The sequence below is a fragment of the Exiguobacterium sp. BRG2 genome (genome assembly GCF_031844245.1).
Classification (GTDB): domain Bacteria; phylum Bacillota; class Bacilli; order Exiguobacteriales; family Exiguobacteriaceae; genus Exiguobacterium_A.
Genome location: NZ_JAUZUW010000002.1, coordinates 414,746 through 431,772 on the forward strand (window position 1 = coordinate 414,746; position 17,027 = coordinate 431,772).

General features: G+C 44.2%; 19 protein-coding genes. 15 read left to right on the top strand and 4 right to left on the bottom strand.

All coding sequences use genetic code 11. The features are described from left to right. Positions 1 to 8: 8 nt before the first annotated feature. From Q9R23_RS04865 to Q9R23_RS04890, 6 genes are all read left to right on the top strand, one after another. The gene (locus Q9R23_RS04865) at positions 9 to 431 is read left to right on the top strand and encodes a cytidine deaminase (protein WP_311246525.1); all 423 of its coding nucleotides are present in this window, start codon (positions 9 to 11) and stop codon (positions 429 to 431) included. A gap of 278 nt (positions 432 to 709) precedes the next feature. Then, on the top strand, positions 710 to 1,702 hold the full coding sequence (locus tag Q9R23_RS04870; protein WP_311246526.1) for a LacI family DNA-binding transcriptional regulator: 993 nt from the start codon (positions 710 to 712) through the stop codon (positions 1,700 to 1,702). A gap of 116 nt (positions 1,703 to 1,818) precedes the next feature. Continuing rightward, positions 1,819 to 3,087: a galactooligosaccharide ABC transporter substrate-binding protein GanS gene (gene ganS, locus Q9R23_RS04875; RefSeq protein ID WP_311246527.1), complete on the top strand. Its 1,269-nt coding sequence runs from the start codon at positions 1,819 to 1,821 to the stop codon at positions 3,085 to 3,087. 75 nt (positions 3,088 to 3,162) lie between these two features. Further along, positions 3,163 to 4,419, top strand: coding sequence for a carbohydrate ABC transporter permease (ganP, locus tag Q9R23_RS04880; RefSeq protein WP_311246528.1), 1,257 nt, complete (start codon positions 3,163 to 3,165; stop codon positions 4,417 to 4,419). Positions 4,420 to 4,457: 38 nt separating this feature from the next. After that, a complete protein-coding gene (gene ganQ, locus Q9R23_RS04885) occupies positions 4,458 to 5,273 on the top strand; it encodes a galactooligosaccharide ABC transporter permease GanQ (RefSeq protein WP_290758735.1) in 816 nt (271 codons plus the stop codon). Between the two features lie 36 nt (positions 5,274 to 5,309). Then, positions 5,310 to 7,373, top strand: coding sequence for a beta-galactosidase (locus tag Q9R23_RS04890; RefSeq protein ID WP_311246529.1), 2,064 nt, complete (start codon positions 5,310 to 5,312; stop codon positions 7,371 to 7,373). Between the two features lie 361 nt (positions 7,374 to 7,734). On the opposite strand, the gene Q9R23_RS04895 is transcribed toward Q9R23_RS04890, so the two are convergent. Then, positions 7,735 to 7,971, bottom strand: a complete 237-nt coding sequence (locus tag Q9R23_RS04895; protein WP_290783680.1) for a hypothetical protein — start codon at positions 7,969 to 7,971, stop codon at positions 7,735 to 7,737. A 177-nt stretch (positions 7,972 to 8,148) separates the two neighbouring features. Between Q9R23_RS04895 and Q9R23_RS04900 the strand changes: the two genes are divergently transcribed. From Q9R23_RS04900 to Q9R23_RS04925, 6 genes are all read left to right on the top strand, one after another. Then, positions 8,149 to 8,895, top strand: a complete 747-nt coding sequence (locus tag Q9R23_RS04900) for an ABC transporter ATP-binding protein (protein WP_214854057.1) — start codon at positions 8,149 to 8,151, stop codon at positions 8,893 to 8,895. Continuing rightward, entirely contained in the window at positions 8,892 to 11,336 is a 2,445-nt protein-coding gene (locus Q9R23_RS04905; RefSeq protein WP_290758725.1) for an ABC transporter permease, read from the top strand. The genes Q9R23_RS04900 and Q9R23_RS04905 overlap by 4 nt, the downstream gene beginning before the upstream one ends. 29 nt (positions 11,337 to 11,365) lie before the next feature. Continuing rightward, the gene (locus Q9R23_RS04910) at positions 11,366 to 11,683 is read left to right on the top strand and encodes a hypothetical protein (RefSeq protein WP_035407705.1); all 318 of its coding nucleotides are present in this window, start codon (positions 11,366 to 11,368) and stop codon (positions 11,681 to 11,683) included. Between the two features lie 31 nt (positions 11,684 to 11,714). Further along, positions 11,715 to 12,185 carry a hypothetical protein gene (locus tag Q9R23_RS04915; RefSeq protein ID WP_311246530.1) on the top strand — a complete coding sequence of 157 codons (471 nt, stop codon included), beginning with the start codon at positions 11,715 to 11,717 and terminating at the stop codon, positions 12,183 to 12,185. A 104-nt stretch (positions 12,186 to 12,289) separates the two neighbouring features. Further along, positions 12,290 to 13,213 carry a DMT family transporter gene (locus tag Q9R23_RS04920; protein ID WP_311246531.1) on the top strand — a complete coding sequence of 308 codons (924 nt, stop codon included), beginning with the start codon at positions 12,290 to 12,292 and terminating at the stop codon, positions 13,211 to 13,213. A gap of 151 nt (positions 13,214 to 13,364) precedes the next feature. Beyond that, positions 13,365 to 13,727 carry a histidine phosphatase family protein gene (locus Q9R23_RS04925; protein WP_214854047.1) on the top strand — a complete coding sequence of 121 codons (363 nt, stop codon included), beginning with the start codon at positions 13,365 to 13,367 and terminating at the stop codon, positions 13,725 to 13,727. Between the two features lie 36 nt (positions 13,728 to 13,763). Here the strand turns inward: Q9R23_RS04925 and Q9R23_RS04930 are convergent, their stop codons facing one another. Then, on the bottom strand, positions 13,764 to 14,342 hold the full coding sequence (locus Q9R23_RS04930) for a hypothetical protein (protein ID WP_311246532.1): 579 nt from the start codon (positions 14,340 to 14,342) through the stop codon (positions 13,764 to 13,766). Between the two features lie 116 nt (positions 14,343 to 14,458). On the opposite strand from Q9R23_RS04930, the gene Q9R23_RS04935 reads away from it, so the two are divergent. The 3 genes from Q9R23_RS04935 to Q9R23_RS04945 all read left to right on the top strand — a co-directional run bounded on the left by Q9R23_RS04935 (position 14,459) and on the right by Q9R23_RS04945 (position 16,457). Then, on the top strand, positions 14,459 to 15,745 hold the full coding sequence (locus tag Q9R23_RS04935; RefSeq protein ID WP_311246533.1) for a right-handed parallel beta-helix repeat-containing protein: 1,287 nt from the start codon (positions 14,459 to 14,461) through the stop codon (positions 15,743 to 15,745). Beyond that, entirely contained in the window at positions 15,742 to 15,960 is a 219-nt protein-coding gene (locus Q9R23_RS04940) for a hypothetical protein (protein WP_311246534.1), read from the top strand. Before Q9R23_RS04935 ends, Q9R23_RS04940 begins: the two co-directional genes overlap by 4 nt. 86 nt (positions 15,961 to 16,046) lie before the next feature. Then, entirely contained in the window at positions 16,047 to 16,457 is a 411-nt protein-coding gene (locus tag Q9R23_RS04945) for an SRPBCC family protein (RefSeq protein ID WP_311246535.1), read from the top strand. On the opposite strand, the gene Q9R23_RS04950 is transcribed toward Q9R23_RS04945, so the two are convergent. Together Q9R23_RS04950 and Q9R23_RS04955 are read right to left on the bottom strand one after the other, a co-directional pair. Continuing rightward, complete coding sequence (locus tag Q9R23_RS04950; protein WP_214854034.1) at positions 16,432 to 16,650, bottom strand: helix-turn-helix domain-containing protein; 219 nt, start codon at positions 16,648 to 16,650, stop codon at positions 16,432 to 16,434. The genes Q9R23_RS04945 and Q9R23_RS04950 overlap by 26 nt on opposite strands. After that, a complete protein-coding gene (locus Q9R23_RS04955; protein WP_311246536.1) occupies positions 16,631 to 16,978 on the bottom strand; it encodes a hypothetical protein in 348 nt (115 codons plus the stop codon). Before Q9R23_RS04955 ends, Q9R23_RS04950 begins: the two co-directional genes overlap by 20 nt. Positions 16,979 to 17,027: the final 49 nt, after the last annotated feature.

A 17,027-nucleotide genomic window follows, 5' to 3' on the forward strand; every position in this document is an offset into this window, starting at 1 on the left:
AGCACATTATGCAGACTTATCCCATTACAGAAGCCGACCTGCAACTGGTCGAACGAGCAACAGAAACGATTCAAAGCCGCTATGCTGACGATAAACATCACGTCGCAGCTGCTCTCAGGACGAAAGATGGCGCGACGAAAGTGGGCGTTCACGTCGAAGCCTATATCGGGCGGGTAACAGTTTGCGCGGAAGCCATCACGATCGGTTCCGCCATCACGGATGGATTGACAGATTTTGAAACGATCGTCGCAGTTCGACACCCCTATTCGGACGAGGCGGATCGAACGATTCGTGTCGTCAGTCCGTGCGGCATGTGTCGCGAATTGATTTCCGATTATGCATCGGACGCATTTGTCCTCTTGATGATCGACGATCAGTTGACGAAAGTCCGGATCGCGGATTTGATTCCCCTTAAATATGTTCGCTCATAATCATGAGAAGGGATAAGATCCGTTGATTTAAAAAGAAACGAAGAAACTATCATCGTCTTAGATGTGTAGTTTCTTCTTTTTTTATTGGGTGGAATACCTAGTCTGTCATTGAAACAGCTTAACAGCGATCATACGTTTTTTCTTCTCATTAATAGTTCCTTCCTCTTTTTATGAATTATGAAGTAATATAAAAAGAGAGGTATAAATTTAAATAAAATAAACCCTTAATTTTACTTAAAAATTTTACTTAAATCTAAATTTAAAAGGAGTGTTATCATTTGGCGACGATTAAAGATATTGCTAAAAAAGTAGGCTGTTCAATTTCGACAGTTTCACGAGTATTAAATAATGATTTAAGTTTATCGGTTGGTGATGAGACACGTACGCGAATATTTGAGGTGGCTGAAGAGCTTGGTTACAAAAAAAAGACGATGAAAACACTCGTAAAAAATATTGCTTTTTTGTATTGGTTGACAGATAAAGAAGAGCTTGAAGATATTTATTTTCACACGATGCGAATTGAGATCGAGAGATTGGCTAGGGAAAATAACATGGAGTTAACGACTTATAAAGTAGCGGATGGGATTGAAAAGATTCCGTTAAATATCGAGGGATTTATTGCAGTGGGATCTTTTATGGATCGAGAACTGGAATATTTAAGAGAGTTGACGAATAATGGAGTCTTCATTGATTCGACACCCGATGCTGAATACTATGATTCGGTGCGTCCAGACCTTGACCAAATCACACGAAAGACAGTTGAAGTTCTAAAGCAACAGGGGCATAAAGAAATCGGATTTATTGGTGGAACTTTTCAAAATGCTGAAACAAATGTAGAAGAGATGGATGGGCGGGAACGTGCTTTTCGTAAGTATATGCAGCAAGAAGGAATGCTAAATGAGTCATTTATCTTCTGTCATCATGGTTTTTCAGTTGATAATGGCTATTTTTTAATGAGTCAAGCGATTGAACGCCTTGGTGAAAATATGCCAACTGCTTTTTTTGTAGCGGCAGATCCAATCGCCGTCGGCTGTCTGCAAGCACTTCACGAAAAACAAATTGATGTCCCGAACCGCGTCAGCCTGATCAGTGTGAACAATACGAGTATCGCGAAATATGTTTCGCCTCCCTTGACGACTTTCAATATTGATATTGAAGAAATTTGTAAAAATGCGATTCACTTATTACTTGAACAAATCATTGGAAAACGAAAAGTAGTAAAAACATTGTATATAGGTTCTGAGTTAATTATAAGAAAAAGCACCATTTAATTTTAGTAAAAATTTTTACTAAAATTATTTACTAAACCTTTTTGGAGTGTTATATTTTATTTGTTAAAGCGCTTTCATTTGTGTTTTACAATTCTCTAAGGAGGTTTGGTTTTTTTATGAAAAAACAATTGAATTATTCTGCTGTACTTAGTGGTTTTGTATTGAGTATGTCGTTAGCTGCGTGTGGTCCGCAAGAGGAGGCAAAAGATACAAAGACTCATAATGGAAAAATCAATTTAGTCGTTTGGGAAGATATCGAAAAAAGCGAAGGAATCAAATCTGCTGTGAAACGATTTGAAAAAGAGAATGATGTTAACATCAAAGTTGTTGAAAAACCGTATGCAAAACAAATTGAAGATCTCCGGTTGGACGGACCGGCCGGAACAGGTCCCGATTTATTGACAATGCCTGGAGACCAAATTGGAACGGCAGTAACGGAAGGAATCATAAAAGAAATAAAGATTCCGAAAGACGTCCAGTCTCAATATACGGATGTTGCACTTGATTCACAAATCGTCAAGGGCAAAATTTACGGCGTGCCTAAAGCTGTGGAGACGACGATTCTATATTACAACAAGAAATTAGTCTCAGATAAAGCGTTACCTAAAACAATAGAAGATTGGTATACATTGTCGAAAAAGATGAAAACTGAAAAGTCGTTCGGTTTTTTAGCATTGTTTGACCAAGTTTATTATGCGCAGAGTGTCATGAGTGGATATGGCAGTTACATATTCAAGCGTTCGGAAAGTGGAGTATACGACACAAAAGACATCGGGTTAGCGAATGCTGGCGCAATCGAAGGAGCAAACTACATTCAAAAATTCTACAAGGAGAAGCTGTTTCCGTCGGGAATTATTGGTGAACAAGGGATTAACGTTTTGGAATCACTGTTTTCGGAAGGAAAGGCAGCAGCTATCATCTCTGGCCCATGGAATGTTGGACCATTTGAGAAAGCGGGCATCGATTTTGGGGTCGCCAAACTTCCTGAGCTTGAAAATGGGAAAAATATGAGTTCATTTTTAGGTGTAAAAAGTTATAACGTTAGTAGCTATTCAAAACACGCAGAGCTTACTGAAAAATTAGCGCTCTATTTAACGAACGAAGAAAATTCAAAAAAGCGTTTCGAAATCACAAAAGAAGTACCTGCCATCAGTGCATTAGCGAATGATCCGATTGTTACAAAAAGTCCAGCAGCACAAGCTGTGGCAGAACAATCAAAATTTGCTGAGTTGACACCAAATATCCCGGAAATGAATGAAGTTTGGAAACCAGTTGATGCAGCCCTTCAAACTATCGCAACAGGAAAGGTTGAACCGAAACAGGCGATGACTCAAGCCGTTAATACCATCGAAGGACAAATTAAAGCGAAACACAGTTCGAAATGAGAATGATGATTCCGATTCGTCAGTTAGACCATTGATACAGTCTGCTGATAGATAATTTGTGAAGAGGTGAAAGACGTGCGACATCGTAGAATAGGTCTGCTTTTGTCAGTGATTCCCGGACTTGGGCAATTGTATCATCGTCAGTGGATTAAAGGTATTTTGTTGTTAACGGTCAGTATTGCATTTTTGATTGCGTTCGCCGACTTATTGAATATGGGATTGTGGGGCATCGTCACGCTTGGTACGGAAGTGCCACGAGACAATTCTATTTTCTTACTAGCACAAGGCATCATCGCCATCATCGTATTGTTGTTCGGTCTCACCCTTTATTTTTATAATCTTCGAGATGCATATCGAACTGGACAAAAAAGAGACAAAGGATTACGAATAAGTTCATTTAAGTCAGATTATTTCAACTTGATTGGTCAGGGATATCCTTACGTGGTAAGTGGTCCGGCATTATTTCTCTTGATTTTTGCGGTCATTTTCCCGATTTTATTTAGTTTTGCGTTAGCCTTTACAAACTACGATCTTTATCATTCTCCACCAGCAAAATTAGCCGATTGGGTTGGGTTCTCCACTTTTGCTCAAATATTTAAAGTTGATATATGGCGATCGACATTCTTTGATGTGTTGTCTTGGACGATTGTCTGGACATTAGTCGCATCGACATTACAAATTTCCGTAGGTATTTTGTTAGCAGTTCTCGTCAACCAGAAAGAAGTTCGCTTTAAAAAAGTCATCCGAACGATATTCGTCCTTCCATGGGCAGTTCCAGGATTCGTGACGATTTTAGTGTTCGCAGGACTCTTCAATGACAGTTTTGGTTCAATTAACAATGATATTCTCGCTTTTTTAGGCATCGATGCCTTACCTTGGCTGACGAATGAAAAGTGGACGCGTGTGGCACTTGTTTTCATGCAAGGATGGTTAGGTTTTCCCTACGTGTTTCTTGTCACGACAGGAGTCTTACAATCGATTCCTGAAGATTTATATGAAGCGGCAACAATCGATGGCGCATCAATCTTTGCGAAATTCCGCTTCATCACGATGCCAATGGTGTTACTTGCGATGTCGCCAATCATCATTACGCAGTTTACATTTAATTTCAACAACTTCAATATCATTTATCTGTTCAATGGTGGTGGTCCGTCTGTACCTGGATCGAATGCGGGAGGGACCGATATTCTCGTATCTTGGATTTACAAATTAACGATGCAATCGGGTCAATATGCATTAGCCGCCGCTTTAACGATTTTACTTTCGATTTTTGTCATTACAATTGCGCTTTGGCAGTTTAGACGTACAAATTCGTTTAAGGAAGGGGCGTGACGGTAGTGTCGAATATAAAAAGACTACGTTTCATTCGTATGACCATCACCTATGTCATTTTGTTGGTCGTGTCTGTCGTCATCTTTTATCCACTTCTTTGGACGATAGGTGCGAGTTTTAATCCAGGAAATAGTTTAGTCAGTACATCGCTCATTCCGAAAAACCCTACCTTTGATCACTACCGTGAATTATTTGCTGGAAAAGAAAGCCTTCAATATAGCCAGTGGTACATGAACTCATTGAAAATCAGTGTGTTTACAATGATCGGAACTGTCGTTAGTGTCTCTTTCACTGCATATGCTTTTTCTCGTTTTCGTTTCAAAGGACGTGATCAAGCATTGATGTTATTTTTGTTACTTCAAATGATTCCTCAGTTTTCGGCGCTCATAGCCTTGTTCGTACTAGCGCAAATTTTAGGGATGATGAATAGCCACTGGTTATTAATTTTACTGTACATTGGTGGGCAGATTCCGATGAATACGTACTTGATGAAGGGGTATATGGACTCAATTCCATTAGACTTAGATGAAAGTGCAAAGTTGGATGGTGCAAGTAATACCAGAATATTCCTTCAAATCATCATGCCATTATGTCGTCCAATGTTAGCAGTCATTGCGATGAATGGGTTCACAGGACCACTCGGAGATTTTGTTTTGGCATCGACAATACTTAGAACGCAAGAATCCTATACGTTACCAATCGGTCTATTTAACTTAGTGAATGAAGCGATGGGAGCAAGTTATACGACATTTGCAGCAGGTGCGATTTTGATTAGTATTCCGATTGCCGTCGTCTTCGTTCTGCTCCAGAAGCATTTCGTAGCCGGTTTGACGGCTGGTGGAACAAAAGGGTAGTAAATAGAAATCTGTTTTTAAAGGAGAGGAATATCTATGGAGAAATCAGGTAAATCTTACGTAACACCTGCTAGGCGAATGCTCCATGGTGGAGACTATAACCCGGATCAGTGGTTGGATGTTCCGCATGTCTTACGGCAAGATATCGAATTGATGCGTCTCGCTCATACGAATACTTATTCCATCGGTATCTTTGCCTGGAGTGCGTTAGAGCCGGAAGAAGGGGTTTACACGTTCGAATGGTTGGATCAAATCATCAATGACATTCATCAAAATGGTGGGAATGTAATTTTAGCGACACCGAGTGGAGCAAGGCCAGCATGGTTATCGCAAGCATATCCAGAAGTATTACGTGTCGATGAACGAAGGGTTCGACAGCTTCATGGTGGACGTCATAATCATTGTTTCAGTTCGCGTGTTTATCGACAAAAAACGCAACAAATCAATCGACTCCTGGCGAATCGTTATGGGAAACATCCAGCATTATTGATGTGGCATATCTCGAATGAATACGGTGGAGAGTGTCATTGTAATCAATGCCAAGCCGCTTTTCGTGCTTGGTTACAAGAAAAATATAAAACACTTGATCGGCTGAATGCTGCTTGGTGGGGAGCATTTTGGAGCCATACGTTCAATGAGTGGTCGCAGATTGAATCGCCGTCGCCAATCGGCGAAAGCATGGTCCACGGCTTAAATTTAGATTGGCGTCGTTTTATTACGGATCAAACCATTAATTTCTATCAAAATGAAATTCAGCCATTACGCGAAGTGACTCCGAATATACCGGTGACTACCAATTTCATGGCAGATACGGATGATTTGATTCCCTTCCAGTCGCTTGATTATAGTCAGTTCGCGAAATATGTTGATGTCGTGAGCTGGGATGCGTATCCAGCTTGGCATAACGACAGGGAGTCAACGAGTCGTTTGGCGATGAAGGTCGGATTTATTAACGATCTATTTCGTAATCTAAAACAACAACCGTTCTTGTTAATGGAATCGACGCCGAGTGCCGTTAATTGGCATCCTGTCAATAAAGCTAAACGACCAGGAATGCATTTGTTATCTTCGATGCAAATGATTGCCCATGGTTCGGATAGCGTACTTTACTTCCAGTGGCGTAAATCTCGAGGGTCATCTGAAAAATTTCATGGGGCAGTCGTCGATCATGATGGAAGTTCTGAAAATCGTGTCTTTCAAGAAGTTGCAGAAGTCGGTCGTTTGTTAGAACATTTAGATGAAGTCGTTGGTACACATCGTCCAGCCGAAGTTGCGATTTTATACGACTGGGAGAACAACTGGGCATTTGACGATGCGCAAGGATTTTCGAATGACACGAAGCGTTATCCCCAAACACTCCAAGAACATTACCGGGCGTTTTACGAGCGTGATATTCCGGTAGATGTCATTACAAAAGAACAAGATTTTGATGGTTACAAACTGTTGATCGTTCCGATGCTTTATTTAGTCAGTCAAGAGACAATCGAACGGTTAAATCGATTCGTCGCGCAAGGTGGGACTCTCATATCGACGTATTTGACCGGGCTAGTTGATGAATCTGACTTAACTTATTTTGGTGGATGGCCAAGTGAGTTAACAACGATGTTCGGAATCGAGCCAGTTGAAAACGATACGCTATACCCAATGGATAAAAATGGAGTGAAGTTCCGCGATAAGACATATGAACTAAAGGATTATGCGACAGTCTTGAAAGTAGTGACAGCTGAAACAGTTGGAGTTTATACAGAAGACTTTTATGCTGACACAGCGGCAGTGACGTGGAATAATCACGGAGAGGGCGTCGCTTGGTACATTGGTGGAAGGTTGGAGGAGCGATTCCAAAACGATTTTTATGCAGAAATCATCTCTTCGTTGAATTTGCTGTCGCCTCTTCAGATTGAACATCCAGAAGGTGTCTCGGTGCAGGTGAGAATCGATGCATCGTCTATCTACGGATTTATCATGAATTTTTCGGAAGAACGCAAAACGATTGAACTAAAAAAACCAGTCGAAGACTATTTGACGGGAGAACGACTCATCGGAACTGTGTTACTACAACCGTACGAAGTAAGAATTGTGAAGTGTAATAACAAAAAATAACGTCGTCAGAAAATATGTAGTAAGTATAGGGTGGAACGGATTTTGCAAAATATTCTCAGAAACCGAGGCTGAGATGATGTAAATCGGTAACAATACTGAAAAACGCTGGATCTCCTTATCAAATGATAGGGAGGTCCTTTCGTATTTATGAGGTAAAAGTCGATTAGCTCAGATAAGGCTCGATTTGATTCCCAGTTGATCAAACTCCCAACTGCCTTGGACAATCAAGGTATTGCAGTGTTCGTTCTCCTTTATTTCGAGTAATCCCTGTTCAATCCGATTGCAAGTTTGTCCATTTAGAACGATATAATGGACGTCCTCGTTTACGTTCTCGACAAAACCGATTGTCACAATTAGATTTTCATCCGTATCCTGAGTGAAGTAGAGATTGTCCTGGTGCATACACAGCATCATCTCGATTCCATTCAAATTCAAAAAATGTGTTCGCTGTGACGGGAACCCCGCTATCCTTAAGATTTTTCACCCCAAATCCATTGGAGTAGATGACTTCCTGATCTTTGACGCTCGCTAGCGAAAATCCAGAAATCGATTGAGAAACAGCTTTTTCTTGAATAAAGTGATCTAACGTGCAAATCATCTATTCACTCACTTTCTAATTTGTATGTTTGCCTTTTCCTTAGTAGGACTAGCTCGTTCAAATGAGTACAATTCCTTTTATTACCATGATAATTTGTGTATAACAGCTTTTTATGTATTTACTTCTAAAAAATACTTATATTGGTTATTGTAATGATATCATGTTGCAGGAGGGGTCTTGGTGGACAGTTTTTTAGAAATAGAACGATTATCAAAAACCTATACGCGGGGAACAGAAACGGTCGAGGCATTAAAACAAATCTCCTTCACGTTAGAAGAAGGTGGTTTCATCGCCATCATGGGAACAAGTGGCTCTGGAAAAAGTACACTATTGAATATAGTAGGGGCACTTGACGCACCAACCGGCGGAACGTTGACGCTAAAGGGAAAACGGCAATGCGACATCTTCACTGAACCTGCTGCGACGTTATACCGTCAACAACACATTGGGTTCATCTTTCAATCGTTTCACCTGCTCGATGATTTGACGGTCCAGGAGAACATCGCCTTACCATTGATGTTGAAGGGGATGGATGACAAAACGATCAATCAAGAGATCGAAACTTGGCTCAATCGCGTCGGACTGACGAAGTGGAAAGACCATCGACCGCAAGAACTGTCTGGTGGACAACAACAGCGCGTCGCGATCGCACGTGCCTTGATCAGTCGACCACCGATCATCTTAGCGGATGAGCCGACGGGGAACCTCGATTTCAAGACATCTGCTGAAATCATGCAGTTGCTACAAGAACTTAATCGCGAACAACAGACGAGCATCCTACTCGTGACCCATGATGCAACTGTTGCCGCTCATGCGAAACGTGTACTGTATTTTCATGACGGACAGATCGTCGCCGATCAGCCGTCGACTGGAGACGTGGCACCGATTTTAGAGACATACGAGCAGTTCGTGGGGGCTGTATGAAACGACAACATCTCTTCCGTCTTTCTCACCGACTGTACTGTAAAAGTCCGATGATTCTATTGACCTCAATCGGAAGCGTCATGATTTCGATTGGTCTCGTCTTAACGATGGTCATCTTTTTACTACATAATCAAGCTGCGATCGAGACAGATCGTGAACAAAGATACGGTCAAGTCGATCTGACAATCAAATATGCATCACATGATGAACGGATGGACAAGAGCGTGCATAAAAAACTTAAAAAGGATCAAGCTGTTTTGCGCGAAGCGTCGATTTTACAGACGACAGCACGCGTTGCTGGTCAAACAATCGCCGATGTGAAAACACTTGGGGTCCATTCGGATGCCCTGACGAAAGGTCGTTATCATTTCACAAATAATTTGCAACAGGGAGAAGCAATCGTGTCAGATCGACTTGCCAAGTCGCTTGACCATAGTGTCGGGCAAGCGCTTCGCGTTGGAGAAGAGACGTATCGAATCCGTGAGATTTTACCAAATGCGAAAATATCTGAAACTTCGCAAGATCAAGTCTTGCTTTCTTATGCTGACCTTAAAAAGAACCATCCAGGTGAAATGAAATCCGTCTTGCTTGATCTAAAAAAAGAGACAAGTTCCGTTCGCTATGCCGATACGTTCGTCAAAGCGAATCCGAAGCTTCGTATTGAACTTGCAGAAGGACAAGCACTCTCTCCAGCAATGAACGGCTATATTGGAATCTTATCAATGCTCATCCTTGTCGTGTCCGGCTTCATCTTGATGGCGAATTTCGACTTGTATTTGCGTAAACATGCTGTTCAATTTGCGATCATGCGGACGCTTGGGGCGACAACTCGGCAACTGTTTCAGTTGTTCCTTGTCCAGTCCGGCTTGATTGTCTTAGCGGGAACGATCCTCGCAATCCTGGGTGGTATTTGCTTACCGTTACTTGGTCAACTGGTATGGCCAACAGAAGGGAAAATGATCGTCTCTCTCATGATCGAACAGGGAGAGTTCTTGATGCTCATCACGCTCGGTAGTGCCTTGTTGATTCTGATGTTGCTCGCGAGCACCGCTTACCGAAAACGAGATGTGTTACCGCTCCACGTCTTACGAGAAAATCTAAAAACAGCGTCACGACCGACACGACGAAAACGTCTCGTCCTTGCTAGTAGTGGGTTGACTGCTAGCTTGATCTTATTCGCAGAAGTGATCGCAAGCACAGAAGGGGCGCGGGCGATGACCTGGATCGGTGCAACTATTGCCTTTTTACTGACAATGTATCTTGCGACGCCACTGCTCTTGAAGGGAGTGCTCCATCGAGCGGAACCGTTCGTTCGTCGGTTAGCGGGACCGACGAGTTTCGTCGCCTTCCGGGGCGTGTTGCCACAACTACGGAAAAACGCCTGGTTGATGCTGATCGTTCAAGTATTGATGATTATCGTCGTCATTGGATCGACGTTCCTTGAGACGGTACAACAAAACGAGCGGAACTACATCATCAGCCAATATCCGACGGAGGTCGTCTTAAAGAGTCGTTTAGATGAAGGATCGCAAGGAAACCCGCTGCAATTGATTCGACAAATTGAAACGGAACTACCTGGCGCAAAAGCGACCTTCCTGTCGTCTCGAAATTCACTCGAATACCAGTCGCCTCAAGAAGATGTCTCGATTGAATACGAAGTGACGGACTATCGTCGTCTTGACGTTTTAAAGGGAGAACAGACGAGTGACACAGAAGGAATCATCGTCTCACGGACCTTCGCTAAAAAACACAGACTCCAAAAAGGCGATACGTTGCCGCTCGGCCGATGGGACGGGGAACAAGAGCGAAGTGTTTCACTCGGTCAATTCCGAATCGTTGGAATCGAAAAGAAGATAGCGCCAGACATCCTCGTGGATTGGCGGAACGAGCAGCTACGGCAAACAAGCGATCAGATCTTAAATGTCTTTATCGACGTTCCATCCGAGTTAAAGAAGGCGCAAGTGACCACAACATTATCAGAGATCACAGAAAGTTATCCGACATTGCAAATGAATCGACTATCTGACGCGCTTCACGATGCGGAGCAACAAACGACGGAACGTTGGTTCGTCTTCATCATTGCGCTTGTCGTCATGAGTGGATCCATCTGGTTCGGACTTGCAAACGCTTTACTCAGTTTCGTGAGTGGAAAACGAGTCGAGTATGCCTTGCTACGAACGATTGCGCTGACTCGAAACAGGCTGCGTCAATTGACACTCATTCAAATGCTCTTGTTCATTGGGAGCGGCATCATCTTTGGACTGATCAGTGGTCTTGGTGCGACAATCTTCGTGACACGGATTGATGATACAGGATCATTCTATCTCAACGTCCCGACGATTGCTGGAACCAGTGCCGGTTTGGTGGTGCTTGTCCTAGCCATCGCTTGGTTCGTCACCCGACGGAAGCAGGAAAACCTCGTTCACGAATTGAAACAGTAAGTATGGGCAAGTGAACCGGGGGGATCGAAATGCGAAAAACGATCGGGGCGATTCTATTACTTGTAGTGATTGGCGGTGTTGGTTGGTGGATGATCGCAGATGAACGGGATGCAACCTATGAGCAGATTGTTGAAGTGCAAGTCGTTCGGCACGTGACGAAGCAGTTCGGGCGCGACAATATCGCGTCAGTCAAACCTTATTTCGTAGCGTCCGAATCATCAAAATCACGACGTCACCAGATTGCCGTTCAATTGAAATCGGCACCGACTGGAGAATACCGGATGTACCGCGTATTTCAGAATAAGGTCGAATACATCGGTCGATCACGAACCGTTCGATCAGATTAAACAGGTACGTTGAATCAGTTGGGGGATTTAAATGAAAACGAAAGCCGAACGTATCGCGTTCATTCAAGAAGAAAAACGTCAACTCGTTAGACCACGCTTGTACAGCTCGTTACTGTACGGCTTTAGCATCCTGTTGGTCGTCGCCAATCGGGACATGTACTGGCCACTATTTTTATTATTTGTAGCACTAGTCTGGATTGCGCGGATTCACTCGCAAGAAGTCGAACGTGATATGGCGTTGACAGAAGAACCACGGATGAAGAAGATCATTCAATGGCAGTACGTAACGGATTTCTTTTTCGTCATCTTAATGGGATTATTCTTCCCGATGATCATCGTATTCGATTTACCGTTCTTCCTAAGTTTTGCCGTCTACGTCGTCCTTGCAATTGTTTTGCTCGTATCCGATATGCTACTTGAACGTAATGGAAAGCGGCTCGATGTCGAGCATCCGACAAAGAAGGAATTGCGGACGTATCCGAAGACGTGGAAAAAGATCTAATTCGTGGAGCCGGTCATTGAACCGGCTCTTTTTAAGCATTCTTGTCGCTTCAGCACGAGAGGCTACCGTATGATGGAGAAGCACATGAAAAAGGAGGTCCTCGTATGCTTGCTATCATCATTGGATTCATCATCGGGTTACTCGTACCGGTTCAAACGAGTGTCAATACACGATTGCGAGGCGTCGTCGGTTCACCGTTCCTCGCTTCGCTGATTTCCTTTTCGATCGGTTCACTATTTTTACTACTTCTCGTGCTGCTCGTCGATGGCAATCTCACAGGTCTCACGGCTACTGCCGATGAACCGTTCTGGATTTGGGGTGGTGGACTGCTTGGGGTCATCTATTTGACTGGGAACATCTTGCTGTTTCCGCGACTCGGAGGCGTCCAAACGGTCATCATGCCGATTTTCGGTCAAGTCATCATGGGACTGTTGATCGATCATTTCGGATTGTTTGAAGCGAACGTTACTACACTCTCGCTGACACGGATCATCGGAGCAATTCTTGTTTTGTTCGGCGTCGTTGGGACGGTCGCGCTCGGTGACTATTTGGCACGACGACGGAAGCAACATGTGGAGTCACGAGAGAACTCGTTACTCGTTTGGCGTATTCTCGGAATTGTTACGGGAATGATGAGCGCAGCTCAAACGGCCATCAATGGCCATCTCGGAAGTGTTCTCGGGTCAGCTGTGAAAGGGGCATTAATCTCATTCGTCATCGGAACGGTTACCTTACTGCTGCTAAATCTGATCCTACGAACAAAGTGGCAAATGGATCGCACCCAACCACTTCCCGCGTGGATTTGGATTGGGGGATTGATTGGTGCATTGTTCGTTGCCGGCAATGCGTTCATCGTTCCGCTCGTTGGTACGGGACTCGCCGTCGTCATCGTCACGATCGGGTTACTGACCGGAAGCTTATTAATTGACCGCTTCGGTTGGTTCGGTGCAAAAAAACAACCGGTCACGGGTGTGCAGATCGTCAGTCTGCTTGTCATGCTTGGAGGTATCGTGTTGATCCGCATTTAAGAACAGCTCGTTCTAACGTATGGATAGATACGTTGAGAACGAGCTGTTTGTTTAATCGTTCTTAATAAAAAGAAGGAAATGATTTCCTAATCGATGAATTGAGATAAACTGAAGAAAGAGTCATCATTTAGGAAGTAGATTCGGAGGAGAAATGCATGAATCTAGTGGATATCGAACGACGATTACGAGAGGACTCAGAAGTGCAGCTCATGCTGCATTTTGGCAAACGCCGCATACCTACATACCGGAGAGTGGAGAATCCTTTGACGCGGTCCGCGAGCGCATCCTATCGTTTTTGGAACGACTGGCAGACCATGAAGAAGACGAAAACATCTTAATCGTCACCCACGGCATCTTCCTTAACATCTTGTTGACATATCTTCAACGAAAGCCGTTCGCGACATTATGGGATCCACCGTTCATTCATGGAACGAGTTTAACGATCGTTGAATACAGGGATGGGGAAGCCGTGATTCGATTAGAAGCTGACATGTCGCATGTCATAGCGGACTAAAAAAACGGCGGACTTTTTCTCGGTCCGCTGTTCTCCTTATCGTGATTTCGTCAAATAGATCAAAATTGCGCCTTCTTGTTTTCTGACCTTTAGGTGAGGAGAGGATAATGTGTCGATCGAGCGACCGATGATCGATTCTCCTGTCGTATAGCGTTTGAGGAGTAAGGGATAGAACGAAGCATTCGTCTGTTTCTGATCATTGAATTGACCGCTGTCAGTCTGGACATTTTGAGGTAAGGTATAGACCGTTTTCGTCTCAGGAATACCATTCTTCGCATCAAGCGAATAGGTGAAGGCATGCGAATCCTTGAGCAGGTTCAAATCATACGTCAACTGGAACGGTGTGCGATCATATGTACCGGCAGGAATCGATTTGTCGATTAGCACCTCTGGGGGTTCTGTATCGTCAAATTGAACCGCTTTGAGCTGGAGTTTGCGATCGAGTGTACCAGTTAAGAAAAATGTCCGCTGTTGCTGCGACTCGTCCTTTGCGGTAGAGGGTGTGATCGAAAAGTACGACTTCTTGATCTTGACGGTCTCTTTAGGAAGGACGGTTGCTTCCGTTGTGCAACCAGCAAGCAAGAAGGGGAGGGTGAAAAATAGCGCATATTTCATGACGTGATCCTCTTTTCCATAGTCATAGTAAATCGGGATAAAATTAAATATTCAAAAAATTAGAAATGATACCTAGATTATACCAACAATGTTCTCGCTAAATAAAGGAGGAAATCATGAACGGCAAATGGTTATTAGCAATCGTCCTGCTCGTCGGTTGTACCTCGACGGGGGAAGAGGCCGAATCGACGGCAAAATCGTTATACGTCGCACCAAACGGCAGTGATAAAAATACCGGCACGTTGAAGCATCCGTTTAAAACAATCCGACAGGCGACACTAAAAGCGACTGCGGGTACGACAGTCTACTTGCGAAAAGGAACGTATCAAGAGAAGCTGAACGTTAGACAAAGTGGAACGAAACAACATCCAATCGTCTTTCGGAATTATAAACAAGAACGAGTCGTCTTAAATGGGGAAAACATTAAAGATCGAGACGCAACCTTACCGATCATCCAGATCAAGGATCAAAAATATGTGACAATCCAAGGACTGACGATCGAAGCCGTTCAGTCGAAACGGTCGGACGCGACACCGATCGGCATTTTGGTCACGGGATCAGGATCACACATCACCTTGAAGAACAATACGGTTCGCCAGATCAAGACGCTCGCGAAAGACGGAAATGCACACGGCATCGCCGTCTACGGAACGAGAGCGATTCGTCACCTGACGATCACCGGCAACCGAGTCGAGCAGAATCGTCTCGGTTTCAGTGAAGCCCTCGTCTTAAACGGGAACGTCAAACATTTCCGGGTGACGAAGAACGTCGTACGTGATAACGACAACATCGGCATTGATTTGATCGGACACGAAGGGATTGCTCAGTCGAAAAAAGACGACTACGTCCGTGAGGGCGTCGTGTCGGAAAATCGTGTCTACCGGACGTCGAGCTACGGCAATCCTGCTTACGGGAAGGAATACAGCGCAGCCGGTATCTATGTCGATGGTGGGAAGAATTTGACGATCGAGAAAAATCTCGTCGAAGCGAGTGATATCGGGATTGAAGTGACGAGTGAACATGCCGGACGATACGCAGAAGATGTCATCGTCCGCCAGAATGGTGTACGGCAAAATGTCTACACCGGAATTGCGATCGGTGGGTATGACACGAAGCGAGGCGGTACAAAACGTGTCCGGATCGAGCAAAATCAGCTGATCGGGAATGATACGAAAGGGCTCGAGGGTGGTCAATTGCTCGTCCAGCATGATGTCCATGACAACACGATCATCGGGAACACATTCGATGGTTCGTTAAGTGTCGCCCATTACTTCAAGACGAGTTCTGGGAACCAGTTTGAACAAAACACGTTCAAACATACGAAACGTTTCATGTGGCGCGACACCTCCTATAAGACGGAACAAAGCTTCCTGAGAGCGGTCCGAAAGGTGGAAGGAAGATGAAGTTATCGGAGCGACTCCTCGCTTACTGGATCCGTATACCGAGACGCTGGCGGCTTGCAGCGTTGACCGCCTTAATGTTAACGATTTGGACAGTGGAAGGCGTTCGGTTTTTAACAAGTCCCGCGTTACGACTGCCGACCGTTACCGATGCAATCATCTGTCTCATTCCGGCGATTCTAATGTTCATGGTATGGAAAACAAAGCGTTCAAATTAACACCTGAATTAATCGAAAATAACAAGGAATTCATTTAATCGTCCTCGAAATAGGGAGGGAACTTCAATTAGTAAGGAGGAAAAAAGATGACGAAACTAACGATTCAAGCTGTGATTGACCGTCCGGTCGAGACCGTGTGGGAGATCTGGAACGCACCGGAAGACATCAAACGCTGGAACGCAGCGTCTGACGATTGGCATACGACGGCGTCAACGAATGATTTGACGGTCGGTGGTCAATTCACGAATCGAATGGAAGCAAAAGACGGTAGCATGGGATTTGATTTCACGGGTACATATGAGGCAATCATTCCTTACGAACGCATTGCGTATGTCCTTGAGGATGGTCGTCAGGTGACGATCGACTTCACTCGGAACGGGGAACAAACCGAAGTCGTCGAATCGTTTGATGCCGAAACAATCAACCCGCCTGAAATGCAACAAGCGGGCTGGCAGGCGATCCTTGATCGGTTCAAGGCGTATGCTGAGTCGAAGTAAATCGTTCGCTTCGTAACTTCCGACCACGGCGATCCGTCAGGGCAGGAATACCACCGCTCTCATAGCGCCGGACCCAGTTATACAATTGTTGATACGACACCTCATGCCGTCCGGCGATGCGTTGGTAGTCCTTTGCGGCCGCCAAACAATCGAGGACGGCATTCATGCGTTCTTCAAGAGTGTTGGTGGACATGAACGTTTTCCTCCTTATTGAATCGCCCTGGATTCGTCCATGGCATCAAACTAGTGCACATACAATCGATGGAAGCCATTGAATCAAAGAAAAATTGACGCGTCTCCTGTTGATTCGATTTGACGATCAGTCGTTTTTCTAGCGTTGGTAAATGCACGAGAAACGAAATCTGATATTCCATAGGATGCGAGAGAATGGTGGTAGATCGTTTTTGTAAGTGGATCGCTGCTGAATTCGCAGTGATGTATAAGACGTGTCGATTCCATTCCTCTTCGTTGAAAAGTGAATCCATCATCGTGATAAATGCTTGACCGGAAATGAAGTTCATCGGACGACCTCCTTTCTTATAATGTGTATATCCTGTACATGTTTTTCGA